The organism is Actimicrobium sp. CCC2.4 (assembly GCF_034347385.1).
In the GTDB taxonomy this organism is placed as follows: domain Bacteria; phylum Pseudomonadota; class Gammaproteobacteria; order Burkholderiales; family Burkholderiaceae_D; genus Actimicrobium.
The window spans coordinates 3,539,031-3,564,866 of sequence record NZ_CP133777.1; the positions used below are offsets into that span (position 1 = coordinate 3,539,031).

The following is a 25,836-nucleotide window of genomic DNA, read 5'->3' on the forward strand; positions in this document are numbered from 1 at the left end:
TCTTTGAATCGAGCACACCCCCATGATCCGCAACCCCTTGCAACACCTCGTGCTGGCTGCTACCTTGCTGGCCAGCCTGACCCTCGCCAGCCACCCGGTGCATGCCGCCGCCGCTTTCGAATTCGATGATCCGCAATTTGTGACTGACTTCGGCAACTGGAATTTCGGCATCAACTTTCGCGCCGACCGGAACCTGCAAGTCAGCGCGCTCGGCTATTTCTGGGATACCGAATTGTCGAGCGCAGCGCACAACGTCGCGCTGTTTAGCGCCGATGGCACCCGATTGGCTGCTGCCACCGTCAGCGCCGGCGATGCGCTGAGCGGTCACTTCCGCTACAGCCTGATCGATGCGGTGACACTCACCGCCGGCAACAGCTACCGGGTGGTCGGCAGCAGTGCCAGCGATTTTTATTTTTATGATGCCGTGAATTTTTCCAGCGCTGCCGGCATCAGCTATCTGGGTAATGTCTATTCGGCGGCGACCGGCACGGCAGCGCTGTTCGACCAGACACCGGATGCCGGCAACGACACCTTGAACGGTTACTGGGGACCGTCGCTCGCCGTCTCGCCGGTACCCGAGCCATCGACCTATGGCTTGCTGCTGGCCGGACTGGGCTTGATGGGCGTCATGTATCAAGTCCGCCGCCGCAGACCTACGCGATAGCAAAAGAAGGATCTCTGCCTGACGGTACTGTTGGTGCCTCAACAATGAGCACCAACAGCCATCCGCGTGACTGAAAATACTGCGTGCAAACTTGACAACTTATCGGGTATAAATAGCATACCGACAAGTAGCCGGCCGGCGGTTAGCTGTTTCCCCGCCCTTGCCGCGTGCTCTTCCACGCCGCGCATCCTGCCCGCCCAGCGGACATTCCTCAGTGTCACCGGAGAATCCCATGCGACAACCCGTCACGCCCTCCCCGTCCGTCCGACGCATTTTTGCCGGCAGTATCGTCGCCGCCCTCACCCTCACGTTGAGCGCCTGCGGTGGCGACAACATTGTGTTGTCAGAACAGGCCGGCTGCGAGCTCGACGGCACCACCGGCGGCGAAGCCGTCATCCTGCCGGGCGCGCCCGGGGCACCGGAAATCGCCACCGGCTACGTACCCAAAAAAGCCGTCAAGGCCAACACCTACATGGCCGTGACCAACAACCCGACCTCGACCAAGGCCGCTTGTGATGTGCTCAAGCAAGGCGGCACCGCGATCGATGCGGCCGTCGCGGCACAAATGGTGCTCAACCTGGTCGAGCCGCAATCGTCGGGCATTGGCGGCGGTACCTTCATCCTGTATTACGACGCCGCCACGAAACAGGTCATCTCCTACGATGGACGCGAAATGGCACCGGCGGCGGCTGATGAAAATTATCTGCAATGGAAATCGGCTACGGACCAGACTTCACCGATCCCGAACGCCGTGCGCAGCGGCCGTTCGATCGGCACGCCAGGCACCTTGCGGGTACTCGAACTGGCCCATAACGAATATGGCCGACTGCCCTGGAAAGACTTGTTCGACCCGGCCATCAAACTGGCCACCGATGGCTTCCCGATTCCGCCGCGCATGGCCGCGTCGATCAGCAGTGCCGGCACCATCGCCAACATCCAGCGCGACCCCGAGATGGCGGCGTATTTCCTCAATGCCGATGGCAGCGCCCGCAAGGTCAACACCCTCATCAGGAATCCGGCACTGGGGGCGACCTTCGGCAGCATTGCCAGCCAGGGTGCCGACGCGTTCTACGGTGACGGTCCGATCGCACGGGCCATCGTCGCAAAAATCGCCAACACGTATGGCGGCACCACCACGGCCGGTGTCACGACGCTGGCCGACATGGCCAACTATCGCGCCAAAAAACGCACGCCGGTCTGTTCGTCATACCGCGACTTCGAGGTCTGCGGCATGCCGCCACCGTCATCGGGCGGCATCGCCGTCGCGCAAATCCTCGGCATCATCGAGAACTTCGACATGTCGCGCTACGGGCCAAGTGCGCTCGACATCAATGGCGGCAAACCCAGCGTGCCGGGCGTGCACCTGATGGCCGAAGCCGGCAACCTGGCCTATGCCGATCGCAACAAGTATGTCGCCGACACCGACTTCGTCGCGCTGCCGGGCGGTGGCTGGGACAGCATGATCAACAAGCCGTACATGACGCAGCGCTCGCGCCTGATCAGCATGAGCTCATCAATCCCGCTGCCGGCTGCTGCCGGCGACCTCGGTCCGGTACCGCTGGCTGCACCGGTGCTGGCTGAGCATGGCACCACGCACCTGTCGCTGACCGACCGCTACGGCAATGTTGTATCGATGACGACCACCATCGAATCGGGCCTGGGCTCCTACCATTTCACCAATGGTTTCCTGCTCAACAACCAGCTGACCGACTTCAGTGCCGCGCCGACCATTGATGGACTGGCGGTCGCCAACCGCCTGCAAGCAGGCAAGCGGCCACGCAGTTCGATGGCTCCGACGCTGGTCTTCAAGCGCAATGCCGACGGCACGCGGGGCGACTTTTACATGGCCACCGGTTCACCGGGCGGCGCGACCATCATCCAGTACGTGGCGAAAACGCTGGTGGCCGCGCTGGATTGGAAACTCGACGCGCAACAAGCGGTCTCGATGGTTGATTTCGGCTCCAACAATGCGACGCTGATCGTCGGCGGCGAGCATCCGAACATCGACACCAGTATCCCGGCTGGCGGACTGGCTGGCGATAACGACACGCTGGTACGTGGCTTGCGCGACCTCGGGCACACGGTCAATGTCGCTGCGCAATCGAGCGGACTCAGTGCCATCGTGCGCGAAGTCGTCGGCGGCAATCAGGTCCTGACCGGTGGCGCGGATCCGCGTCGTGAAGGCAACGTGCTCGGAGATACGATCAAGCGCTAAGTGCGCGAGACGCAGCCGCCGTTTCAGCGCACCATCCCGGCCAGTGCCGCCAGGCGCACCGCCGCCGGCGGATGCAGCACGGCTGCCTCCATCCGGCATCCGGTCTGGCCACTGGCCGTGGCAGTTTTCCGGATGACGCCGCCAGCGGCAGCAACGGCCTGCGCAAGACTGAATCCGAGGTGCTGCGTCATCAGATGCACGCCGTAAGCGTCCGCCTCGAGTTCGCGGGCCCGCGCCGCATCGGCACGCAGGCAGCTGCGTTCACCAAGCGGTTGCGCAATGGCATAGCCAAGCATCCCGCCGATCAGCGCGCACCCCAGCGCGACGACTGCGCGCCGGGTCCGCCCGATACGCCAGCCAATCCATGCTGCGGCACTCGCAAGTAACCCGCACGGCAGCAGGACTTCCAGCCATCGCTGCAACCAATTCCCCATCCCGTGCCGCAGGATCGCGTGGCTCATTTCATGTGACAGCAAGGCCGTCAGTTCGTCGTCGCCGTACTTGTCAAAAGCGCTGAGCGCCACGTCAACATGGCGCGCTGTGCCGACCAGATCGGAGACAAACACGGCCTGATCTTCCTCTGCGCCACCGCCTGCAGTGCGGTCGACCAGATAGAACGGCATCTGGTTCAGCAGGCGGCGCTTGCCGGCACCGGCGTCATCCTGCATCGCCGCTGCCGTGACCTTGCAGCCGATCACTTTGAGCCGCTCCAGCGCGGCAGTGCTGGCCGATGCGGTGCCGGACTGGACATAAATCTGAACGATCTCGGGTCCGTGGACACCACCACAACTGACCTTGACGCCGCGTTCTCCGGCGACCGTGACGCTTGCCGGCAAGGCGGCCAATGCCGATTGCATCAGGCAAAAAAGCGCAGCGACCAGCACCGGCCATCGAGTGAGATTTTTCATTCGGGTTTGTTTCCTGCAGGATTGTTATTGATGGTCAGCGCGGAGTATGAGGCTTAGCGTTCATGCACGTACGACGGCACCCCCACGACGATAAATTCCACCAAACATTGCAGATCACTCCTCAATTTGACGCTGCGCAAACGCGCCTCAAATGCAGTTGAAAAAACGCTACATCGCACCGAAGATTACCTCGCAGCTGCTTTCAACAAACCCATTTGGAGCCGGTATGGAGATGCCGACGGGCGGGCTGTACCCGATAACCACAACACTCTGAGGACAATCACCATGAACGAATTTCAACAGAACTTTCCGGCCGGATATAACGCTGGCGCAGGGTATTCGTCGCAACTGGCACCACAAGGATTCTTTGGCGGCTTGCTGGGAGCGCCGCTGGGCGGGCTGGTCGGCCGGGGCATTGGCGGACTGTTCGGCAACTCTCAGCTCGGATCACAAATCGGCCAACTGGCAGGTGGCCTCGGTGGAGCTATCCTGCCATTCAGCGCTGATCCGGTCGCGCTCGCTTATCAGCAAGCCGCACAGCAAGCGCAGCAGCAACAACTCGCCCCGCAAGGCTGGTTCGGCAACCTGATCGGCCAGGTCGGACAACCGCTGGGTGGTGCCATCGGTGGCGCATTCGGCAATGCCGGACTGGGCAATACCATCGGCGGAATTGCCGGCCAGCTTGGTCGCATGCTGCCATTCAATGCTGATCCGGTCGCGGCCGCTTATGCACAACAAGCCGCCCAGCAAGCGCAACTGCAGCAACAACAGCAACTCGCCCCGCAAGGCTGGTTCGGCAACCTCATCGGCCAGGTCGGACAACCGCTGGGTGGTGCCATCGGCGGGGCATTCGGCAATGCCGGACTGGGCAATACGATAGGCGGGATTGCCGGTCAGCTCGGTCGCATGCTGCCGTTCAATGCCGATCCGGTCGCTGCCGCTTATGCACAACAAGCCGCCCAGCAAGCACAGCTGCAGCAACTTCACCAGCTGCACCAATTGCAGCAACAGCAACAACAGCAACAACAGCAACAACAGCAACAGCAGCAACTCGCCCCGCAAGGCTGGTTCGGCAACCTGATCGGTCAGGTCGGACAACCGCTGGGTGGTGCCATCGGCGGTGCGTTCGGCAATGCCGGACTGGGCAATACGATAGGCGGGATTGCCGGTCAACTCGGTCGCATGCTGCCGTTCAATACCGATCCGGTGGCGGCTGCTTATGCCCAGCAAGCCCAACTGGCGCAGCTCGCTGCCCAGCAGCAAAGCAGCTATCCGCAGCCCTATCAGACGCAGCTGCCACAAGCTGGTATCAGCGGACAGTTCATGCATTGATGACGGACTGATCCGGCGTTCATGCCAGGCTGCCGCGGTACGGGCAGTCTGGTTTTTTCAGGAGACTTACGTATGCCATCGCAACCCTCCCACGCGGAATCGGGCCACTACATCATCCGCTCGACAGACCCGGCCGCGCTGGCTAACTTTATCCACGAAACGAGTGTCGATCCTGAGCTGACACTGATCGACAAGATCGGTCCGGCCGGCCAGCCGCATACGGTGGTCGTCGCCATGAGCAACGCGAAAGCCACTGCGCTGGGTCAGCGCTTCACTCAAGCAAGTCCGTTGAAAATCGAACCCGATCGACCGCTCTCGCTGTTTGGTCACACCGGCCGGCGGCCAGACGATCCGTCATAAAAAAGGAAGAGACAACATGGCAAAGAATTCCGATACCCCCAGCTCCGGTGCGCCTGCAGCCGATAGCAGCAATGGCAACGGCAGTAGCGCCGGCACCAATGCAACAAGCACTGCCACTGCCGCGGCCGGTAGCAACACTCAGCCCGCCCCGACAGTCCGCCAAGGCATCCCGCAGCGCAAGGGTCAGTTCCTGATCGCTGCGCGCCACTCGCCCGGATTGCAGGCGATGGGCTTGCAACCGCTGGCCTTTAATGTCATCGAGCAGACGCTGCGCGCCAGTCCCGATATCGAGGTGATCGATACCGTCGGCCCGAAAAGTGTGATGGGTGCGCTGGCCGATGGCATGGGTGCCGAAGTGCCGAGCGTGCTGGTGGCGCGCATGACTGACCAGAAAGCCGGCATCCTGCATCAGCAGGCACAAGGCCGGTTGATTGTCGAACGCGATCATCCGCTGGTGCTGCATGAAGTCGGCCCCCAGCCGGGACTGGTGACGTGCTCGATGGCCAGTGCCGGACCGGCATTGAACATCCCGATTCTGGTACTGGGCAAGGACGACATGCCGCTACCGGATGCCGAGGTCTACCTGTTTGGCAGCATGCTGCCGGCCTCCGGTGTGTCCGATGTCAGCGGCCGCGTGACGCTGGCGTTGTATGGCGATACGCCGCAAACCCTGCGCGGTTTGTACATCAAGCCGAAGGCCGATTACTGGAGCTTCTATCAGGCCGAACCCGATATCAGCACGACCGAACCGAACGTGGTCGGCATGCGCCTGCTGTCGGAATGGCCATCGCTGGCAAATTTTCCGCAAGAACAGACTTTTGGCTGGGGCCAGAAGGCCATGCGGCTGGATCAACTCCCACCCAACTACCGCGGCCAGGGCGTGCGGGTCGGCATCGTCGATTCGGGCGCGGCGACCAGTCATGATGATCTGAAAAAAATCCGTTTCGGCCTCGACATCATGAACAAGACCACCGATCCCGGCGGCTGGAGTGTCGATACCGTGTCGCATGGATCGCATTGTGCCGGCGTGATCGCCGGTGCCAGCAGCACCGTCGGGATACGCGGCTTTGCGCCGGATGCCGAAGTCCATGCCTGCAAGCTGTTCCCGGGCGGGCAGGTCAGCCAGTTGATCGATGCGCTTGAGTACTGCATCGAGAAACAGGTCGACGTGGTCAACCTGAGCCTGGGCGGGATCGAACCGTCGGAAGCGCTCGAACAGCAGATCCAGCGCGCCAAGCTGGCCGGTGTGGCCTGCATCGTCGCGGCGGGCAATTCGGGTGGCGCGGTGCAGTATCCGGCCTCGTCACCGAACGTGCTGGCGGTGGCGGCGCTGGGTCGGCTCAACGAGTTCCCGCAGGATAGTTATCACACGCAAACGCTGGGGCCGCAGGTCGATGCGAACGGGTTTTTCTCGCCCAAATTTACCTGTTACGGACCGCAGATTGCGGTGTGCGCGCCGGGTGTGGCGATTGCCTCGTCGGTGCCATCAAACAATTACGCGGCATGGGACGGCACCTCGATGGCGGCACCGCATGTGACGGGATTGGCAGCGCTGGTGCTGGCACATCATCCGGATTTTCAGGGGGCCTTCAAAACGCGCGGGCCGGCCCGGGTTGAACGGCTGTTCCAGATCATCAAGGCCAGTTCGCAACCGATCAATCTGGGCGACCAGACCCGCACCGGATTCGGCATGCCGGATGTGCTGATCGCGGTCGGTTTGCAGCCGCAGCGCGGCATGCCGGTTCACACGCAACAGGCGTTTTCGGCGCAGCCCGGACCAGCTGCCGGCGTGCCGGTATTCGGTCGCCGGATCGCGCAGGGCGAATCGCTGGTCACGGCCGGCTTCAATCCGCTGGTGGCAATGATGGCAAGCGGTGTCGATCCTGGCTATGCGGCGTATTTGAGGGGGATGCAACTGGGATTGCCGTACGGGTTTGCCGGACCGGGGCCGGCACGCTGGTAAAGAAAGGCGATGGGCGGGGATGTTTTGGTACGCGCAAGAACAACACCAGGCTTGCGCGTACTTTTTTTATCCTGCCGGCTATCGGCTTACAAGCCCTTCTGATCGCTCGACTTGAAGCGCATCACGTCATCGGAGCGCAAGGCCAGATGCTTGGTCTTGCGCCCGGTCACGCGCTCGCGCCACATCGTAAAACTGGAGCGTTTCATGTGCTTGCGCATCAGCTTGATGACCTGTGCTTCGGTCACGCCGAACTGCACCTTGATCGTATCGAAGGCAGTGCGGTCTTCCCAGGCCATCTGAATGATCCGGTCGATGTCTTCGGGCGTCAGCGTTGCAGTCGGCATCGATTTAACGTGAGTTGAGCTGGGCACGGATTTCACCACCCGGATTGGCAGCGGTATGGACATTGACATACAGGTTACCGGCCAGGTAGCTGGCGTACTGCTCGTCGGTCAGCTTGGCGCCGGCCGGGACCGACCAGCTGCCATCGGCAGTTTTGGTCAGGCCGATGACGACGCCGCCATTCATGCCGGGAGCGGCCTGATGAATGTGGGCGGCCTTGCCCTCGAGACCACTTGTGCTGATGCTCCCGCTGACGGCTTTGTCAGCAGTCACCGTGATCATCGCGGTACCGGTAGCCGAACTGGCGACCGGCGGGACTTCCTGTGTGCCATTGAGCTTGGCGCTACCCATCGGCATGCTGACAGAAGTGGCGCAACCAGTGACAGCGAGGACGGTGAATGCAATGACGAGGGCGGGAATGGAGCGGCGATGCTGTCTCATGGTTTTTCCTTGTTTGGTTGAACGGGGAAGCTCAGTGTAATCGGCTTCCGGTTTACTTGTCAGGGTTGCACCAGCGGCGGCGCGGTGGCACTTGCCTTGTCTTTGTCGCTAGCGAAAAAGCTGCTGTTGAACGTGAAGTAGCCGGCCAGGAAAAGCGCCAGGGCGATCGCAAACTGTTTCCAGAAATTCTTGTTCATGGTGTGGTCAGGTCAGTCAAATGGAGTTCGTCAGATCACGCCGTCGTCGCGCAACTGCGCAATCGCCGCCGCATCGAAACCGAGGTCGCCCAGCACCTCGGCATTGTGGGCACCGAGCGCCGGCCCGAGCCAGCGCGTCTGCCCCGGCGTGGCCGACAGCTTCGGTGAAATCGCCGGCAACTTGACCGGCGTGCCATCGGCGAACGCATGCTGCTCGAACATCTGGCGCGCCAGAAATTGCGGGTCGTGCAGCATGTCGCGTACCGAGTAGATCTTGCTGACCGGGACGTCGGCCCCCTGCAAGGTGGCCAGTGCGACGTCGATGGTTTGCGTCGCGCACCAGGCCTGGATCGCGCCATCGATCTCGGCGGTACGCGGCACCCGGCCATCGTTGCGCGCCAACTGCGGATCGCTCGCCATGTCGCTGCGGCCGATCGCCACCATCAGGCGCTTGAAGATCGCATCGCCGTTGCCGGCAATGACGATGTTGTCGCCGTCGCCGGTGGTGTAAGTGTTCGATGGCACGATGCCGGGCAAGGCACCGCCGGTGCGTTCGCGCACCACGCCGGCATGGTCGAATTCCGGCACCAGCGATTCCATCAGGTTGAACACCGATTCGTACAACGCGACATCGACCATCTGGCCCTGCCCTGCCACGCAGTCGTCGCCGGCTTTGCCATTCCAGCGACCGCCGCTGGCATCGCGGTGACGCAACGCCATCATCGCGCCGATCACGCCATGCATCGCCGCGACCGAGTCGCCGATCGAAATCCCGACCCGCACGGGCGGGCGGTCGGCATGGCCGGAGACATAGCGCAAGCCGCCCATCGACTCGGCGATCGCGCCGAATCCCGGCAAGTCCTTCATCGGTCCGGTCTGGCCATAGCCGGACAGGCGCACCATGATCGCGGCCGGATTGATGGCCTTGAGCTGGTCGTAGCCGAGCTGCCATTTTTCGAGCACGCCGGGGCGGTAGTTCTCGATGATGATGTCGGCATCCAGCGCGAGCCGGCGCGCAATATCCTGCGCACGCGGGTCTTTCAGGTTCAGCGTCAGGCTTTTCTTGTTGCGGGCCTGGACCGACCACCACAGCGAGGTGCCGTCTTTCAGCACGCGCCACTGGCGCAGCGGATCGCCACCGTCGGGCGCTTCGATCTTGATCACGTCGGCACCGAATTCACCGAGCATGCGGGCGCAGAACGGGCCGGCGATCAGGGTGCCGAGTTCGAGCACCTTGATGCCGGCCAGCGCTCCGGCGGCGGGTTTGGCTGCGCTCATGTTGTCCTCCGGTCCAGCATCGCGCGGGCGATGGTACCGGCGTCGACATATTCGAGTTCGCCGCCGACCGGCACGCCACGCGCCAACCGGCTCACGGCCAGCCCGCGCGCCTTCATCGTCTCTGAAATATAGTGCGCGGTGGCTTCGCCTTCGTTGGTGAAGTTCGTCGCCAGCACCACCTCGGCGACGACGCCATCACTGGCGCGCAGGATCAGTTTGTCGAGGTGGATATCCTTGGGACCGATGCCGTCGAGCGGCGACAGCCGGCCCATCAGCACGAAGTAAAAGCCTTTGTAGGTCAGCGTCTGTTCGATCATCAGCTGGTCGCCGGGCGTCTCGACGACGCACAGCAGTGTCGCGTCGCGCTCGGGATCGAGGCAGGTTTCACAGACCAGATGCTCGGTGAAGGTATTGCAGCGGCTGCAATGCTGGACCCGGTCGACGGCCTGCAGCAAGGCGCGGCCGAGCTGCTCGGCACCATCGCGGTCATGCTGCATCAGGTGATAGGCGATGCGCTGCGCCGACTTGGGACCGACACCGGGCAAGCGACGCAGCGTCTCGGTCAGGAACTCGAGACTGGAAGGAGTCTTCATCGGCGCAGCAACGCGGCCGTCAGAATGGCATCTTGAAGCCGGGAGGAATCGGCATGCCGGCAGTCACGCCCGACATTTTTTCGGCGGTCAGGGCTTCGGCCTTGCGCACGGCGTCATTGAAAGCAGCAGCGACCAGGTCTTCCAGCATGTCCTTGTCGTCAGCCAGCAGCGACGGATCGATGACGACGCGCTTGACGTCGTTCTTGCAGCTCATCGTGACCTTCACGAGGCCGGCACCGGATTCGCCTTCGACATTGATCAGGGCCAGCTGGTCCTGCATCTTTTTCATGTCGTCCTGCATCGATTGCACTTTTTTCATCATGCCGGCGAGTTGGTTCTTCATCATGGGTTTTCTCCTGTGAGGGCGTGAAATAAAGGGGTGGAGTACATCAGTCAGTGGGGCTTGATCGAGCCGGGCACGATGGTCGCGCCGAACTCACGCATCATCGCCAGCACGAACGGGTCGGCGTGGATTTGCTGCTCGGCCACTTGCTGTTGCGCGGCCCGCTCGGCATTGGCCTTGGCGTTGGCGGTATGGCGGGCAATACCCAGCTCGGTAGTCACACGTACCGGCTGGCTGAAATGGGTACTCAGGGCGGTCGCCAGCTTGTCAATATTCGCTGGCGAGGCCAGCGTTTCCAAGGGCACGCGCAAATGCAGCGCGACCCCCCCGGCCTTGTCGCAGCGTACCAGCTCGGCTTGCAGCGCCAGTTGCTGGACCACGCCGCGCACCGCCAGTTGCGCCGCCAGCACCGGCCAGTCGCCATCCCAGTCCAGCTCGGGCACCGGGATCACGACCATCGCGGCGACGGGTTCGGGCGGTGCTGCTACAGGCGCAGGCGCGGCTATCGCGCGCGCGGGCGTCGGTGTGGCCACCGGCGGCGTTACCGGTCGCGGTTCAGTTTTTTTTTGAGCCTGTTCGAACTGCTCGTCGTCGGGGAATTCTCCCATCGGCGGCATGTTGTCTTCCCATGGCGCGGGCGCAGCGGCGGGCTTGGCCCTCGGCTCGGGCTTGGGTTCGGCGGCGCGCGCCGGCGGCAGATTCGATACCCCGCCATTGGGTCGCGTCATGCCGCGCGCGGCTTCGAGCGCGGCGCGGGCAGGACTGAGCGCTGCAGTGGCCGGTGCCGCTGTTGTTGGCGCCGGCGCACGCGGCGCCACCGGCGTGCTGCTGACCACTGCTGCCGGTGCGGCACTGAGCCGGGCCGGTGCGCGCGGTGCAGCGAGCGGCGCCGGTGCCGGGCCGATGCCGGCATGTACCGGACGGAACGCCAGCATACGTAGCAGCGTCATCGAAAAGCCGGCGTATTCATCCGGTGCCAGTCCGAGTTCATTGCGACCATGCACGACGATCTGGTAGAACAGTTGTACTTCTTCGGCATCGAACAGCGCGGCCAGACGAACGATATCGGCGCGTTCCGGCAAGTCCTCGGGTAGTGCTGCAGGTACCGATTGCGCCAGCGCGAGGCGATGCAACAAGGTCCCCAGATCCCGCAAGGCGCTGCTGTACGACAGGCTGCGCACGGCCATTTCGTCGGCCACGGCCAGCAGGCCGGCACCATCCTGCGCGGCAAGCGCATCGAGCAAGCGGATCAGATACGACTGGTCGAGCGCACCCAGCATGCCCTGCACCGCATCGAGCGTGACGGTACCGGCGGCGTAAGCAATGGCCTGGTCGGTCAGCGACAGCGCGTCGCGCATCGAACCGTGCGCGCCTTGTGCCAGCAGGCGCAGTGCCGGTGTCTCGAAGGCGATGCCTTCCTGCCCAAGGATGTCGTCGAGATGCGCGACGATGTGCCCGGGCGGCATTTGCTTGAGGTTGAATTGCAGGCAGCGCGACAGCACGGTGACCGGAATTTTTTGCGGATCGGTGGTGGCGAGGATGAACTTGACGTGTTCGGGTGGTTCTTCCAGCGTCTTCAGCATCGCATTGAAGGCGTGGTTGGTGAGCATGTGAACTTCATCGATCATGTAGACCTTGAAGCGCGCATTCGATGGCGCGTAGACCGCCTGCTCCAGCAACTGCGCCATCTCTTCGACGCCGCGGTTTGAGGCCGCATCAAGTTCGATGTAATCGACAAAGCGGCCGGCATCAATCGCGCTGCAGGCGGCACAAACACCGCACGGCGTGGCGGTGATGCCGCCATTGCCATCGATACCGATGCAATTGAAGGCCTTGGCGAGGATGCGTGAGAGGGTAGTTTTGCCGACACCCCGGGTGCCGGTGAACAGGTACGCGTGATGCAGTCGTCCGGACTCGAGCGCATGACTGAGCGCCCGCACCACGTGCTCTTGTCCGACCAGCGTGTCGAAACTGCGGGGACGATATTTTCGGGCAAGAACTTGATAGGACATGGGGGCCCAACGAATCGGCAAAGTGCGATTTTACCCCACATCGGGGCCCCATTTGCCGCCCTTGTTCAGATGTCGGTGCGACCGGCCAGCAGGCTTTTCGAGCGCAGATAAAAACCGATTTCATTGATCGTGGCCAGACCGCGGTCGCCGGCAAACTTGCTTTCGACCAGGCGCATTTGTGCCCGCGCCTGCACCAGCTGGCCACGTTTTGCCGCGACAAAACCCAGTACTGCCCACGGATACGCGTCATACCGGCCATCCTGCCAGTTCGGCGTGACCCGGTTCAGGTAAGCCCAGCCCTTGTCGAAGTACGAGGACAACTCGGTTAGTCCGAACGCCTGCGGGAATATCTGGCAGGTGGTGTCGGCGTAGAACGCTGTGCCGGCGACCTCGTCGGCATCGCTGGGCTTGAAACCGCTGCGGGCGGTATCGAACATCGATGCGCTGATGCGTGAAGTAATGCCGGTGGCAAAACTATCGTAATAATTCGCATCGACGGCGTCCCCGCGCGATCGCAGCAATGCGGCGTAATCCCGCAAGCCGCGGTAGACCTCGCAGTTATCCATCAGGTAACCGACCGAATTGGACTGGCTGCGCGGCGCCTGGAACACGCTGGTCATGCCGTTGGCCTTGACCGCCACGGCAAGGTTGCGATAAGCCATGGTCTTCAGCTTGGCCTTGTTGGCGTCCCACCAGGCCCAGTTCTGGCTGGCTTTCAGGTAACGCGCCACGATCGACAGCGTCGTGGCCGCATACGAATCATCCGAATCGGCCAGCACCAGCTGGAATGCGCCGGTGGGCGTGGTCGTGAAGTTGATATCCTGGATCGATGCATTGGCTTCCAGCCGGCGCAAATACAGATCGAGATAGGTCCGGATATACAGATCCAGATCGGCCGCATTAAGGTATTGGATAATCGGCAGAATACCGAGATTAGTGAAATACCAGTTAATGCGACCGGCCGGCGCAATCAGATAGCCACCGGTGAAAGTACCGGAGGCAATACGCAGTTTCTTGATTTCAGCAACGGCATCGAATGTCCCCACAGTTTGTGCATATCCCTGATGAGTGAAGCCAAATAATGGCGCACTGATCACCAGTGCGGCCGAACGGGTAATAAATTGACGACGTTTCATGAATACTCCCATTGATTCACATTGCAGATCAGAGGCGGCACAAGCAAGCGTCTGATCCGGCACAAAGCGTGCAGACAAAGCGCGGCCGTCAGGGGGCAAAATCCCTTTGCAAAACTGGCGGTTAGCGCTGGTACTGTTGGCGTTAGCCCTCTGGCTTGAGCGGGCATTAGCCTGAGAAACTGCCACTGGAAAATGACAGGACGTGGAAAATTACGAGCGTGGTTCGAACCGGATAACGGAAACCCGTGACACTGATCTTCAGGAAATCAAACAGGCCTGCATAAACACCATCCTTGCCTGTTGACCTGCACACTTCCAATGAGACTTATCCGGCTAAATAATTAATCCATGGAAAAATTTTATGGCATTGATTTTTATCGTGCAATGCCGCAATTCTTTAAATCAGGAAATATTTCCTAAATATAAGGGGAACTTTCAAAGCCCCTTCAGGCGCCAGGCTTTCCGTTATCAAACTTGCTTATCACACGCGCAATTCGGGCATGGCATTGCCACTGCCGATAGCCTGAGTTATGACATGGCTAATTTATTTTAAGAAATATTGGTAAATGCTTCAGACGAAAAAAACGGCAGTGCAATGAACGCACTGCCGTCAATCAAGGATTGACCTGAATCCGGGTCACGCGCAAGTCAATGCGCAGCCGTCGCTGGCGCTTCCAGCACGGCAAGCTCCGTCAGCAGCGGCCCGGCACCACTGAAGCGATCCAGCACCAGATAGATAACCGGCGTGATGAATAGCGTGATGACTTGCGACACCAGCAGGCCGCCCACGATGGCAACCCCGAGCGGCTGCCGCAACTCGGCACCGGCACCGAGTCCGAAGGCGATCGGCAAGGCACCAACCAGCGCGGCCAGCGTGGTCATCATGATCGGACGAAAGCGCAGCAGGCATGCCGAGCGGATCGCCTCGAAGGGTGTCAAGCCCCGGACCCGCTGCGCTTCCAGCGCGAAGTCGATCATCATGATGGCGTTTTTCTTGACGATACCGATCAGCATCAGGATGCCGATGGTGGCGATCAGCGTCAGCTCGAAATTAAACAGCCGCAATGCCAGCAAGGCACCGACGGCTGCCGACGGCAAGCCGGCCAGAATGGTGAGCGGATGGATATAGCTTTCATACAGCACGCCCAGCAGGATGTAGATCACCGCCACGGCCAGTAATAACAGCGCGACCTGACTGCCTTGTGACGACTGGAATACCGCCGCATCGCCGGCATACGAGGTAATCACTGTCGGCGGCATGTGCAAGTCGGCCTTGATCCGGTCAATCGCCGCGCTGGCGTCGCCCAGCGGCACGTCGGGTGCCAGATTGAACGACACGGTGATGGCCTGCAGCTGCCCCTGATGGTTCACTGAAATCGCACCGGCAGTGCGCTTCACGGTCGCCAGGCTCATCAGCGGCACCAGCACGCCGGTTTTGCTACGCACATAGATTTTGCTCAGGTCGGCCTCGTCCTGCAGGCCCGACTCGCTATCCTGAAGAATGACCTGGTAGCTGTTGCTGGTCGTGAAAATGGTCGACACCTGGCGGTCGCCGAAGGCGCTGTACAGCGCAGTGCGGATATCGAGTATCTGGACCCCGGCGGCACTGGCGCGATCACGATTGATATCGACCACCGCTTGTAAGCCACCCAATTGCGAATCACTGGTGACATCGCGGAAGATCGGATTGGCGCGCATTTTTGTCTGAATCCGGTCGGACCAGGTCGTCAGCTCGTCGGCCTTCACGCTCTGCAGCACATACTGATAGCGGCTCTTGCTGGAACGACCACCCAAACTCAGGTTTTGTACCGGCGACAGATACACCGACAGTCCCGGCAGCACGCCGAGCTTGCCGCGCAATTGCTCGAGTACGCGGCTCATGGGCGCACGCGTATTGCGTGCCTTGAGCCCGATGAACAGCGCACCGCTGCTGCCGCTGGTCACGCGCGATGTGACTGACAGCACATTGGCATCGTTCTCGATGATGCTGGCAGTGGCCTGCACCAGCTTCACCATTGCCGGATACGAAATGTCTTGCGGTCCTTCGATTGAGGCGCGGATCTGGCCGATGTCTTCGGTCGGGAAAAATCCTTTCGGAATCTCGATGAACAGAAAACCGGTCAGCAGGAAGGTCGACAGCGCGCCGGCCAGCACTAAGCGGGTGCGGGCAAGACACCAATCGAGGCCGCGACTGTAGGTGTCGAGCACGGCATGAAAGCCTTTTTCGAATTGGCGGCTGATCCAGCTGTCTTCCTCGGGCGGCACGTGTTTCAGGAAACGGCTGCACAGCATCGGTACCAGCGTCAGCGAAATCAATGCCGACACCATGATGGCCAGCGAGACAACTGCCGCGAACTCGCGAAAGATCAGTCCGATCACGCCCGGCATGAAGAAAATCGGGATGAACACCGCCACCAGCGACATCGAAATCGACAGAATCGTGAAGCCGACTTCGCGTGATCCTTTGAGCGCAGCGGCCATCGGTGTCATCCCTTGCTCGACGTAGCGCACGATGTTTTCCAGCATGACGATGGCGTCATCGACGACCAGTCCGACCGCGATCGTGATGCCCAGCAGCGAAATATTGTCGAGGCTGTAGCCCAGCACGTACATCAGCGCGCAACAGCCGATCAGCGAAATCGGCAGGGTCACGACCGGAATGGCGGTAGCGGACAGGCGTTTCAGGAACAGGAAAATCACCAGGATCACCAGCACGATCGTCAGGATCAACGTGTGCTGGACATCGACGATCGATTCACGGATCGACAGCGAGCGGTCGTTCAACTCGTGGATCTCGATCGATGCCGGCATTTGCGCCTTGAATTTCGGCAGTGTTGCCTTGACCGCATCGACCACGGTAACCGTGTTCGCATTCGGCTGACGCTGCACCGCCAGCACGATCGACGGTTCACCGTTGACCCAGCTGCCGCTCTTGGCGGATTCAACGCTGTCTTCGACGGTGGCGACATCCTTGAGCCGCGTGGTGTAGCCATCGCGCGTGCTGACGATCAGTTCGCCGAATTCCGCGGCATTCTTCAACTGGCGATTGGCCTCCAGCGTCAGGCTCTGGCGCGGTCCGTCCAGCACGCCGACCGGGCCGTTGGTGTTGGCAGCCTGGATCAGCTTGGCCAGTTCATCGAGCGTGAGATTGCGTGCTGCCAGTTCGTCGGGGCGTACCTTGACGCGCACGGCAAAGCGACGCTGGCCGTACACCGCCACCTGGGCGACGCCGTCGATCGTCGATAGCGTCGGCGAAATCAGGTTCTCTGCGTAATCGTTCAGGTCTGCCAGTGAAATCGATGGCGACGTCAGTGCCACCAGCAACACCGCTGCATCGGCAGGATTGACCTTGCGATACGCCGGCAGCGCAGTGAGCTCGACCGGCAGGCTGCGTTGCGCACGCAGCAAGGCCGCTTGCACATCCACCGCCGCCGCATCGATATCGCGGTCCGAGTTGAATTCAAGCACGATCGACGTACTGCCCAGCGTGTTGCTGGAGCTGATGGTGTTAATCCCGGAAATCGTCGAGAACTGCTTTTCCAGCGGTGTCGCCACCGATGCCGCCATGATTTCCGGACTGGCCCCGGGCAGGGACGCAGTCACGTTGATGACAGGCGTGTTGTAGGTAGGCAATGCCGCAATCGGCAGCTTCGAATAGGCAAACAGACCAACTACCACGATGGCGATCGAGAGCAAAACCGCCATCACCGGCCGGCGAATACAGAGTTCGGAAATATTCACGATGTCAATTCAAAAATCATGCGCTGAAAGTCGTCGCTACACGCGCAGTGAGCGTCGACGCTCACGGGGCACGCGGCGCCGTGGTGCCGGTGCCGCCGCCACCGGCTGCAGCCTGAACTTCTTTGACGGTCATGCCAGGTCGCAGATTCTGCGCTCCTTCGACCACGACCCGGGCACCGGCTTCGATTCCGGTGACGGCCGCTTTGCCGTCTTCGATCGCTACGACAACGACGACCTGCATCGTCACTGTATTGTCCGGTTGCATCACATAAATGAACTTGTCGACCGGTCCGGTGACGATCGCCTGTGCGGGCACCACAATCGCTCCGGGCAAAGTACGCGAGACGAGTCGCACCGAAACAAAAGTCCCCGGCCACATGCGCCGGTCGGCATTACTGAAACGGGCTTTCATGCGGATCGTCCCGGTTTGTACATCGGCAGCATTATCAATAAAGATCAGCCTGCCGGTGCCTCCCTCCGTACCGGCGACTTGTGCGATGACGGGCGCATCGCCTTGCGGATACGTCGCCCGCAAGTTGGCCAGTTCACGCTCGGGCAAGGTAAAACTGACGGCAATCGGATCCAACTGGGAAATCGTCAGCATCGGCAACGCGGCAGGCTGGGCAAGGCTACCGGGATGCACATTGATGAGACCGATGCGTCCGCTGATGCTGGCGCGGATCAGGCTGTAATCGAGGACGACCCGGCTTGATTTGACCGCTGCCTGATCGGCAGCCAGCGTGCTGCGCAGCGCGTCAACTTTGCTGCGTGCGGTATCGACTACCGCCTGCGCGATGAAGTTTTTAGACAGTAATTCGAGGTTGCGGCTCAAGATCGCTTCCGCATCGGCAAGATCGACACGATCACGTGCCACCTGCGCCAGCGTCTTGTCGACACCGGATAACTCATTGCGCTGGTCCAGTGTGATCAGCAATTGTCCTGCACGTACTTCCTGGCCTTCCTGTACGTGGATTTCCCGCACGATATTTTGCACTTGCGGGCGCACATCGACCGTATTGATCGCTGTCACATAGCCATTGGCGAGCAAATTAATCGGCATTGCCTGCCGGGTGGCGATCGTCGTACGCACGACCTGAGTCATACTAACTTTCAGCTTCTTCGCGACAGGGTATTTCGCGGAATAAAAGAAATAACCTATTCCACACACGCCGATGACGACGATGCCAACCAGAATATTTTTCAAATTACGTTGCATGGAAAAATCACTAATGAGATTAAATGATCCGGATCGACAAGTGCGCGCTGCAGCCTTCTGTCATTAACAATAGGAACATCAGCGGGAATGCTTCAGGTCGAAAAATGAGTTACAGAAACGCCGCGCATTATTACGTACTTTTTGACTTGCCGCATCGCATGCATGGGTGATAAACCAGTCAGTTACCGCTATGACGCCCGCACTCACACGGAAACAGCTGAAATAAGAATAGGGCCAGTGTAAGCGCGCGATCGACGTTGAATTCGCGAGCGCTGAAAAGCCGGGATAGAGAGCGCACGACAATCAATATCTTCGCAACGAACAAATAAATCACTCTTTTTTGTGATTGATTAAACAACACATCGAATAGCAGTAGTGATTTTTTCAGGCAGCGACAATCAACAATGTGCAAAAACCAGAATGGATACGGAGTTTTTAACAGGCACGGGTCACGGCCAAAGTATTGCTGGAAAGCGCGTCGGAGTAATCAGGACGATTTGCGGGAAGCAGATTACAGACTGGTGCGTGTGAGTAAACTGAAAAACGCCTTATTGACACACACTATCTGCTCTGTGTATCAATAAGGCGTCCGGATTATTGCGCTGCAGTATTCCTAATACAGCAACTCATCATTACTTGATAATGAACGCATCCCGATCCTGCCCTGCAATCCAGCGTGGTGGCTTGCCACGACCGGACCATGTCGCACCGGAAACCGTATCACGGTACTTTGCAGCGACAGGCTCCTTCGCCTTACCGACTTTCTTTGCGCCCGTCAAACCAAGATCTGTCAAGGTAATCCCATAGTCGCGCATTTTTTCTTTGATATCGGCGATCGCATTAGCGATTTCACTCTGACGGGCATGAGCAGCTTGCTTTTGAAGATTTTCAATCTGAACAGTTAATTCTTTGTATGTTGACATGGTTGATTTCCGGTAAATTATAGAAAATGAAGCGAGCACGTAATTTTATTCTTCAACTCAGCGATGACGACTAACGACAAATGACAACGTTGTCGCTGTTGATCGCATCTTAAAAACTTGACTTGCTACTTTGCGATTCGTCGCGAATTGTATACCAATAACGATTAATTTATTCTACTCCGGTACCGATAATTTTCAGTCATCGACGAATAACGATCGCAATCATTTTCAAAAATTTGCAAAAAAAAACCACAGTTTATTTCTGCTCCTCAAATCCGGATTGGTTTGAATGTACAAACTACACAATGGGAATCACTGCTCAAAACGCCTCTTGATAATCAGAAATCTCAAAAATCCATGCGCCCATCTTCAAGAGATTTTCGATAAAAATTGAGGCCTCAATAATTCTAGTGCCCCATCAAGTCAGTTGGATATAACGCTGAACGCGGAGATGCTGAAATAGGTATGTCGTCGGTGCACTGATTCAGGAGCGAAAATGGCATCGCCCCCGGGAAGAGTCAGGACATCGCCATAGCAGAGCATAGGAAAAAATTTGACCGGCTCAAGCAACAGGAAGCATTCACTTCCGGGATGAAGGGAATAAGGGAATAAAGGAATAAGGGGATAAAGGGATAAAGGGATAAAGACAGCGGAAGATTGACAAGTACAGATAAAAAAAAGACCGGCTGTCAACCCGGAGGCTCGACAGATCGGTCGTTTTGCGAAATTCAAGAAGGCGAGCCTTGTCTACGGCACTTATGGATAATGACTGTGGCTGCTTCGTTCCCGACCTGACCAGGTTGGCCATGCCACAATGCGCAGGGGCCCGCCGCGGTGGAGTCTAACAGAAAGTCTTCTCCAAGGCTGGCATAAATATAACCCCGCCGTATCCGGAACCCCTCAAATTCCGAGCTGCCCCCAGATGCTATCAATGCGGGTCTTGACTTCGTCGCTCATGCTGATGGTGCTGCCCCACTCACGATCCGTCTCTCCAGCCCATTTATTGGTTGCATCAATGCCCATCTTGCTACCCAGTCCGCTCACCGGCGATGCGAAGTCAAGATAATCGATCGGCGTGTTGTCGACCAATGTCGTGTCACGTAACGGATCAACGCGGGTCGTAATTGCCCAGATCACTTCTTTCCAGTCGCGGATATCGACATCTTCATCCACCACAATGATGAACTTGGTGTACATGAATTGCCGCAAAAAGCTCCAGACGCCAAACATTACCCGCTTGGCATGTCCCGGATAGGATTTTTTCATCTGCACGATGGCCATCCGGTAACTGCATCCCTCTGGTGGAAGATAGAAATCAGTAATCTCGGTGAACTGCTTCTGTAACAGCGGGATGAATACTTCATTGAGTGCCACACCGAGGATCGCCGGTTCGTCCGGGGGTTTACCGGTGTAAGTCGAGTGGTAAATCGGATTGCGGCGCATCGTGATCCGGTCAATGGTCAGCACCGGGAACATATCCTGTTCGTTGTAATAGCCAGTGTGGTCTCCGTATGGGCCTTCCAGCGCATGCTCATATCCGGATGGGTGATCAGGATCTGCATATATATGCCCTTCCAGCACGATCTCGGCCGTTGCCGGCACGCGCAAGTCACTCCCGATTGCCTTGACCAGTTCGGTCCGGCTGCCACGCAGCAAACCGGCAAACTGATATTCGGACAGACTGTCCGGCACCGGTGTGACCGCGCCCAGTATCGTGGCCGGATCTGCACCCAGCGCGACACAGATCGGATAGGGCTGCCCCTTATTGACCTTCGCATGCTCGCGGAAATCGAGCGCACCGCCACGTTGTGCGAGCCAGCGCATGATGACCTTGTTACGCGAAAGCACCTGCTGGCGATAAATCCCCAGGTTCTGGCGCTTTTTATGCGGTCCCTTCGTAATCACCAGCCCCCAGGTAATCAGGGGAGCAATATCGCCCGGCCAGCAGTGCTGAATCGGCAGTTTGCCAAGATCGACCGCATCGCCTTCGAGCACGACGTCCTGACAGGCGGCAGACCGCAACTCCTTCGGCGCCATGTCCCACAGCGATTTCACCAGCGAAGTCAGACCCAGTAAATCCTTGAAGCCTTTCGGTGGCTCCGGCTCCTTCAGCATCGCCAGTACATGACCGATCTTGCGCAGTTCACTGACCTCTTCGGCCCCCATGCCAAGCGCGACCCGCCGCGGCGTGCCGAACAGATTGCCCAGCACCGGGATGGATTGTCCATCCACGTTCTCGAAAAGTAGTGCCGGACCGCCGGCGCGCAGCGTGCGATCACAGATTTCGGTGATCTCCAGATAGCTCGATACGGGAAAAGTGACACGCTTTAGCTCGCCAATCGATTCCAATTGCACAACAAAGTCCCTCAAATCCGAATATTTCATCTTTTTTGCACCGCCAGGCTGCGGGCCCTTCAATTTAAGGAATAAATACAAGTTGTTGATTTCATTCAACTAAGTTGCAACTCAATCATTTGCTAAAGATCAAACAGTAATCACTCTCCACATTATTAGTATTGACTCGATATAACACGGCACCTACAATCCGCGAACATTGAAGAGGATTGCATCTGGCGCGTTGATCGCCCACTGCAAAAAAAACCAAATCATTTCACGGGGTCGGGGCCCCAACCAGACATTTTAAGGAGTGTTTTCAAAAGGCGTCAGCCTTACCCCCGCAAAAAGTTGTCTGCTACTGCAGCGGTACCGAAAATGAGTATACCCTCAGCTCAACGCAGCAACTCCGGCGTCACCTGCCCGCTTCAAGCGGAGGGTGACGATGTATCTGATTCATGGCGCAGGGATGGACAGCGGCACGCCGCATTCCGAACCGTTTGCCGTGACGATTCAGGAGGTTCAATTGCTTAATCGATTTACCCGGGCGACGCACGCATGTGCGCGACATTTTCGTAATCATTCAACCAACATTAGTACCCTCGCCCGCGACACGCTGAGCGGGTTTTTCACCACTGCCCATCATGCCCTGATGATCTCGGGGATCGCTGCGCTGTGCACTTTGGCGCTGATGTTCTACCGCCCTGATCTCGTGCAACATCTGAAGTCCTTGACGCCGTCTGGCGTGCAGCAACCGGCCCAGCCGATCGCCGTGGTGGATGATGCTGCAATGCCAATGGATATGCCGAACATACCGTTCGGATCCCATGCCTATCTGCTTAATTCGACCAATCCGCAAATGCTTCCGGCGACGAACACCAAGCCAGCCACTGAAATGAAAGGCACGGAGCGTCAGCAGCAGTGGGTTTCCAACTGGATATCGAAACGTTACCGGGTAGCCAACGATGCGACGGCGATGCTGGTGTCAGCGGCCTACACCACCGCCAATGACCTCAAAATCGATCCCTTACTGATTCTTGCCGTCGTCGCCATCGAATCCGGATTCAATCCGTTTGCCGAAAGTGCCGTGGGTGCCCAGGGACTGATGCAAATTATGTCCAAGATTCATCATGAAAAATTCGAGGATCTTGGCGGCATCAAAGCGGCTCTCAATCCGGTTGCCAACATTCGTGTCGGTGCGTCGATCCTGAAGGACTACGTGTCGCGTGGCGGCTCCGTCGAGGCCGGACTGAAAATGTATGTCGGTGCTGCCGCCTTTGACCATGACGATGGCTATGGCTCGAAAGTACTTGCCGAGTACCAGCGACTGAAAACGGTCGCCAGTGGCAAAACCGTCTCCGTGTATGTCAGTTCAGCGATGGTCCATGACCAACCCAAGGTCACCAGTGGGGCAGTCGTTACGCCAAAGAGCAACAATGCCAAGGATGAGCAAGTCTCGGCATCGGAAGCAATGCATAAGTCGTCCATGCCGGAACAAGTCGCAGCGATGTAATCGCACCTGATCCGAAAAAAAGAGCCGCGAGGCTCTTTTTTATTTGGCGGGACTTTGTCTCAGGCGACGTGTCGTCGTCCCTCAAAAAACACCTTCAGGCGTCTAACCGCCTCTTCCAGATTTGCCATCGACGTGGCATACGACACCCGGATGTACTGATGCGCCGTGGAGGGACCGAAGTCCAGCCCGGGCACCAGCACGACGCCCGCTTCGTTCAATATGTCTATCGTCAACTGATCGGCATCATCCGAGAAGGCGCGGCAATCGGCATAAACATAAAACGCACCGTCCGGCACCACGGGCACGACAAAGCCCAGCGCGCGCAGCGCTGGCACGATGTAATCGCGACGGCGGCGAAACTCTGCCTTGCGCTCTTCGTAAAGCGCCAGCGATTCGGCTTCGAAACATCCCACGGCGGCATGCTGGGCAATCGTCGACGCACAAATGAACAGGTTTTGTGCGAGCTTTTCGACGTGCGGCACCAGTGACGGTGGTACCACCAGCCAACCCAGGCGCCATCCGGTCATGTTGAAATATTTCGAAAAACTGTTGATGACAATGATGTCATCGCCCAGCGACAAGGCAGAAAATGGTGCTTCGTCGTAGGTCAGTCCCTGATAAATCTCATCAACAATCGTGTAACCCTGCTTCTCGCGGACGGTGGCCACGATACGGCGCAATTCGCCCTGCGCAATCGAGGTACCGGTAGGATTCGATGGGGACGCGAGCAGCACGCCTCTGGTCGCATCGCCCCAGTGCGCGCGAACGACGTCATCCGATAACTGGAAACGCTGTTCGGGACCACATGGCACCATCGTGGCCTCTCCTTCAAATGCCGCCACGAAATGCCGGTTGCAAGGATAAGAAGGATCCGGCATCAACACCTTGGTGCCCGGCTCGACCAGCGTCGCACACGCCAGCAGTAATGCTGCCGAGGCACCTGCCGTGATGATGATGCGCTCCGGGTCGATCTCCAGCCCGTACACCTGCGCATAGTGCGTCGAGATCGCCTGACGCAACGCCAGCAGGCCCTTGGCGGACGTGTATTGCATCTTGCCGTCGCTCATGGCGCGCGTCGCTGCGGCAATCACTGCCGGTGCGGCAGTAAAGTCAGGCTCGCCGATTCCCATGTGGATAATCGAACGCCCCTGCTGCTCCAGCACCGTCGCCATCTTGATCAGCTCCATCACGTGGAACGGAGCGATGTGGTCAACCCGACCGGCCAGATTTTCCAGCGAAAAAGCCGACTGCGCGGGCGTCGGCATCAAGGCTGCCGTGACGCGGCAATTTCCACTTCACGTGCCTTGGCAGCAAACTTGTCCAGCACGCCGTTGACATATTTGTGGCCATCGATACCGCCAAACGATTTAGCCAGTTCGACCGATTCGTTGATGATGACTTTGTACGGTATCTCGATATGGTTCTTCAGCTCGTAGGCACCGATGAGCAGAATGGCATGTTCGATCGGTGACAGCTGGTTTAGTGGCCGGTCGATCAGCGGCAATAAGTCGGCACGCAGCGCGCCGGCTTGCTTGATCGTGCCGTACAGCAAAGCATCGAAATGTACCGCATCAGCCTTATCGAACCCATGCGCCTCGCGCAAATGGGCTTCGATGACGCCGGCATCTTCATTGTTCAGCAGCCACTGGTAAAGACCTTGCAGTGCGAATTCACGCGAACGGTGTCGGGGAGTGCGACTCTTGTTCGGATTCGCGTGGAGCTCTTTTTTCGGGATCATGATAGTCAGACTGCGTTGCCGTAGATAACCTCAGGCACGCGTAGTGGAACGGAAAACCGCACACGGCAGGTTATCGCCGTGCACGGTTGCAATAATTATTCTTCGTCGACTGCTTCGGACAACTCGTCGAGCGCCAGCACCAGGTTGGCCATCTCCACGGCGACACGCGCTGCGTCGGCGCCTTTTTCACCCATCCGCACCAGTGCCTGCCCGTCGTTTTCGGTCGTCAGGATGGCATTGGCTACGGGTGTGCCGAAATCAAGGCCGACACGGCTAATGCCTGCACCGGACTCGTTCGAGACCAGCTCGAAGTGGTAGGTCTCGCCACGGATGACGGCTCCGAGCGCGATCAGCGCATCGAATTGCATGGTTTCTGCCATCTTCTGCAATGCCAGTGGAATTTCCAGTGCGCCAGGTACGGTCAAGCGGAAGATGTCTTCATTGGCCACGCCAAGGCGGCTCAGCTCGGCCAGGCAGGATGCCAGTAATCCATCGCCGATAACGGCATTGAAACGCGCCTGCACGATACCGATGCGCAAGCCTTCGCCATCAAGATTGGTTTCGTAAGTTCCTACTGTCATGATGAT

General features: G+C 59.0%; 22 protein-coding genes and 1 other RNA gene. 6 read left to right on the plus strand and 17 right to left on the minus strand.

Going from position 1 to position 25,836, the window contains the following annotated elements; all coding sequences use genetic code 11:
• Positions 1 to 22 precede the first annotated feature (22 nt).
• Positions 23 to 664 carry a DUF4082 domain-containing protein gene (locus tag RHM62_RS16295; protein WP_322123101.1) on the plus strand — a complete coding sequence of 214 codons (642 nt, stop codon included), beginning with the start codon at positions 23 to 25 and terminating at the stop codon, positions 662 to 664.
• Positions 665 to 896: 232 nt separating this feature from the next.
• Positions 897 to 2,879, plus strand: a complete 1,983-nt coding sequence (locus RHM62_RS16300; RefSeq protein ID WP_322123102.1) for a gamma-glutamyltransferase family protein — start codon at positions 897 to 899, stop codon at positions 2,877 to 2,879.
• 23 nt (positions 2,880 to 2,902) lie between these two features.
• Here the strand turns inward: RHM62_RS16300 and RHM62_RS16305 are convergent, their stop codons facing one another.
• Complete coding sequence (locus RHM62_RS16305; RefSeq protein ID WP_322123103.1) at positions 2,903 to 3,787, minus strand: M48 family metalloprotease; 885 nt, start codon at positions 3,785 to 3,787, stop codon at positions 2,903 to 2,905.
• 285 nt (positions 3,788 to 4,072) lie between these two features.
• Here RHM62_RS16305 and RHM62_RS16310 point away from each other — a divergent pair, with 285 nt between their 5' ends.
• The 3 genes from RHM62_RS16310 (at position 4,073) to RHM62_RS16320 (ending at position 7,442) form a co-directional block, all read left to right on the plus strand.
• Positions 4,073 to 5,119, plus strand: a complete 1,047-nt coding sequence (locus RHM62_RS16310; protein ID WP_322123104.1) for a hypothetical protein — start codon at positions 4,073 to 4,075, stop codon at positions 5,117 to 5,119.
• A 72-nt stretch (positions 5,120 to 5,191) separates the two neighbouring features.
• On the plus strand, positions 5,192 to 5,479 hold the full coding sequence (locus RHM62_RS16315; RefSeq protein WP_322123105.1) for a hypothetical protein: 288 nt from the start codon (positions 5,192 to 5,194) through the stop codon (positions 5,477 to 5,479).
• Between the two features lie 16 nt (positions 5,480 to 5,495).
• Positions 5,496 to 7,442, plus strand: coding sequence for a S8 family peptidase (locus tag RHM62_RS16320; protein ID WP_322123106.1), 1,947 nt, complete (start codon positions 5,496 to 5,498; stop codon positions 7,440 to 7,442).
• 86 nt (positions 7,443 to 7,528) lie between these two features.
• Here the strand turns inward: RHM62_RS16320 and RHM62_RS16325 are convergent, their stop codons facing one another.
• The 13 genes from RHM62_RS16325 to ubiD all read right to left on the minus strand — a co-directional run bounded on the left by RHM62_RS16325 (position 7,529) and on the right by ubiD (position 22,049).
• Positions 7,529 to 7,786 (minus strand): TIGR03643 family protein, encoded by a 258-nt coding sequence (locus RHM62_RS16325; RefSeq protein ID WP_009666634.1) that lies wholly within the window; start codon positions 7,784 to 7,786, stop codon positions 7,529 to 7,531.
• A gap of 4 nt (positions 7,787 to 7,790) precedes the next feature.
• Complete coding sequence (locus tag RHM62_RS16330; protein ID WP_322123107.1) at positions 7,791 to 8,225, minus strand: CHRD domain-containing protein; 435 nt, start codon at positions 8,223 to 8,225, stop codon at positions 7,791 to 7,793.
• A gap of 59 nt (positions 8,226 to 8,284) precedes the next feature.
• Positions 8,285 to 8,422 carry a hypothetical protein gene (locus tag RHM62_RS16335; RefSeq protein ID WP_322123108.1) on the minus strand — a complete coding sequence of 46 codons (138 nt, stop codon included), beginning with the start codon at positions 8,420 to 8,422 and terminating at the stop codon, positions 8,285 to 8,287.
• A gap of 30 nt (positions 8,423 to 8,452) precedes the next feature.
• Positions 8,453 to 9,700: a CaiB/BaiF CoA-transferase family protein gene (locus tag RHM62_RS16340; RefSeq protein WP_322123109.1), complete on the minus strand. Its 1,248-nt coding sequence runs from the start codon at positions 9,698 to 9,700 to the stop codon at positions 8,453 to 8,455.
• Positions 9,697 to 10,293, minus strand: a complete 597-nt coding sequence (recR, locus tag RHM62_RS16345; RefSeq protein ID WP_322123110.1) for a recombination mediator RecR — start codon at positions 10,291 to 10,293, stop codon at positions 9,697 to 9,699. Before recR ends, RHM62_RS16340 begins: the two co-directional genes overlap by 4 nt.
• 19 nt (positions 10,294 to 10,312) lie before the next feature.
• Positions 10,313 to 10,639, minus strand: a complete 327-nt coding sequence (locus RHM62_RS16350; RefSeq protein WP_009666629.1) for a YbaB/EbfC family nucleoid-associated protein — start codon at positions 10,637 to 10,639, stop codon at positions 10,313 to 10,315.
• 47 nt (positions 10,640 to 10,686) lie between these two features.
• Positions 10,687 to 12,648: a DNA polymerase III subunit gamma/tau gene (gene dnaX / locus RHM62_RS16355; protein ID WP_322123111.1), complete on the minus strand. Its 1,962-nt coding sequence runs from the start codon at positions 12,646 to 12,648 to the stop codon at positions 10,687 to 10,689.
• 65 nt (positions 12,649 to 12,713) lie between these two features.
• Positions 12,714 to 13,784, minus strand: a complete 1,071-nt coding sequence (locus tag RHM62_RS16360; protein WP_322123112.1) for a hypothetical protein — start codon at positions 13,782 to 13,784, stop codon at positions 12,714 to 12,716.
• Between the two features lie 648 nt (positions 13,785 to 14,432).
• On the minus strand, positions 14,433 to 17,525 hold the full coding sequence (locus RHM62_RS16365) for an efflux RND transporter permease subunit (RefSeq protein WP_322123113.1): 3,093 nt from the start codon (positions 17,523 to 17,525) through the stop codon (positions 14,433 to 14,435).
• Positions 17,526 to 17,586: 61 nt separating this feature from the next.
• A complete protein-coding gene (locus RHM62_RS16370) occupies positions 17,587 to 18,627 on the minus strand; it encodes an efflux RND transporter periplasmic adaptor subunit (RefSeq protein ID WP_322123114.1) in 1,041 nt (346 codons plus the stop codon).
• Between the two features lie 746 nt (positions 18,628 to 19,373).
• Positions 19,374 to 19,664, minus strand: coding sequence for an H-NS histone family protein (locus RHM62_RS16375; protein WP_322123115.1), 291 nt, complete (start codon positions 19,662 to 19,664; stop codon positions 19,374 to 19,376).
• Positions 19,665 to 20,396: 732 nt separating this feature from the next.
• Positions 20,397 to 20,495: signal recognition particle sRNA small type (ffs, locus tag RHM62_RS16380), an RNA gene on the minus strand.
• Positions 20,496 to 20,564: 69 nt separating this feature from the next.
• A complete protein-coding gene (gene ubiD, locus RHM62_RS16385; RefSeq protein WP_322123116.1) occupies positions 20,565 to 22,049 on the minus strand; it encodes a 4-hydroxy-3-polyprenylbenzoate decarboxylase in 1,485 nt (494 codons plus the stop codon).
• 394 nt (positions 22,050 to 22,443) lie between these two features.
• On the opposite strand from ubiD, the gene RHM62_RS16390 reads away from it, so the two are divergent.
• Complete coding sequence (locus tag RHM62_RS16390; RefSeq protein WP_322123117.1) at positions 22,444 to 23,511, plus strand: transglycosylase SLT domain-containing protein; 1,068 nt, start codon at positions 22,444 to 22,446, stop codon at positions 23,509 to 23,511.
• 59 nt (positions 23,512 to 23,570) lie between these two features.
• Here the strand turns inward: RHM62_RS16390 and RHM62_RS16395 are convergent, their stop codons facing one another.
• The 3 genes from RHM62_RS16395 to ribH form a co-directional block, all read right to left on the minus strand.
• Positions 23,571 to 24,776, minus strand: a complete 1,206-nt coding sequence (locus RHM62_RS16395) for a pyridoxal phosphate-dependent aminotransferase (RefSeq protein ID WP_322123118.1) — start codon at positions 24,774 to 24,776, stop codon at positions 23,571 to 23,573.
• Entirely contained in the window at positions 24,776 to 25,249 is a 474-nt protein-coding gene (gene nusB, locus RHM62_RS16400) for a transcription antitermination factor NusB (RefSeq protein WP_322123119.1), read from the minus strand. The genes RHM62_RS16395 and nusB overlap by 1 nt, the downstream gene beginning before the upstream one ends.
• A 95-nt stretch (positions 25,250 to 25,344) precedes the next feature.
• Complete coding sequence (gene ribH / locus RHM62_RS16405; RefSeq protein WP_322123120.1) at positions 25,345 to 25,830, minus strand: 6,7-dimethyl-8-ribityllumazine synthase; 486 nt, start codon at positions 25,828 to 25,830, stop codon at positions 25,345 to 25,347.
• Positions 25,831 to 25,836 lie beyond the last annotated feature (6 nt).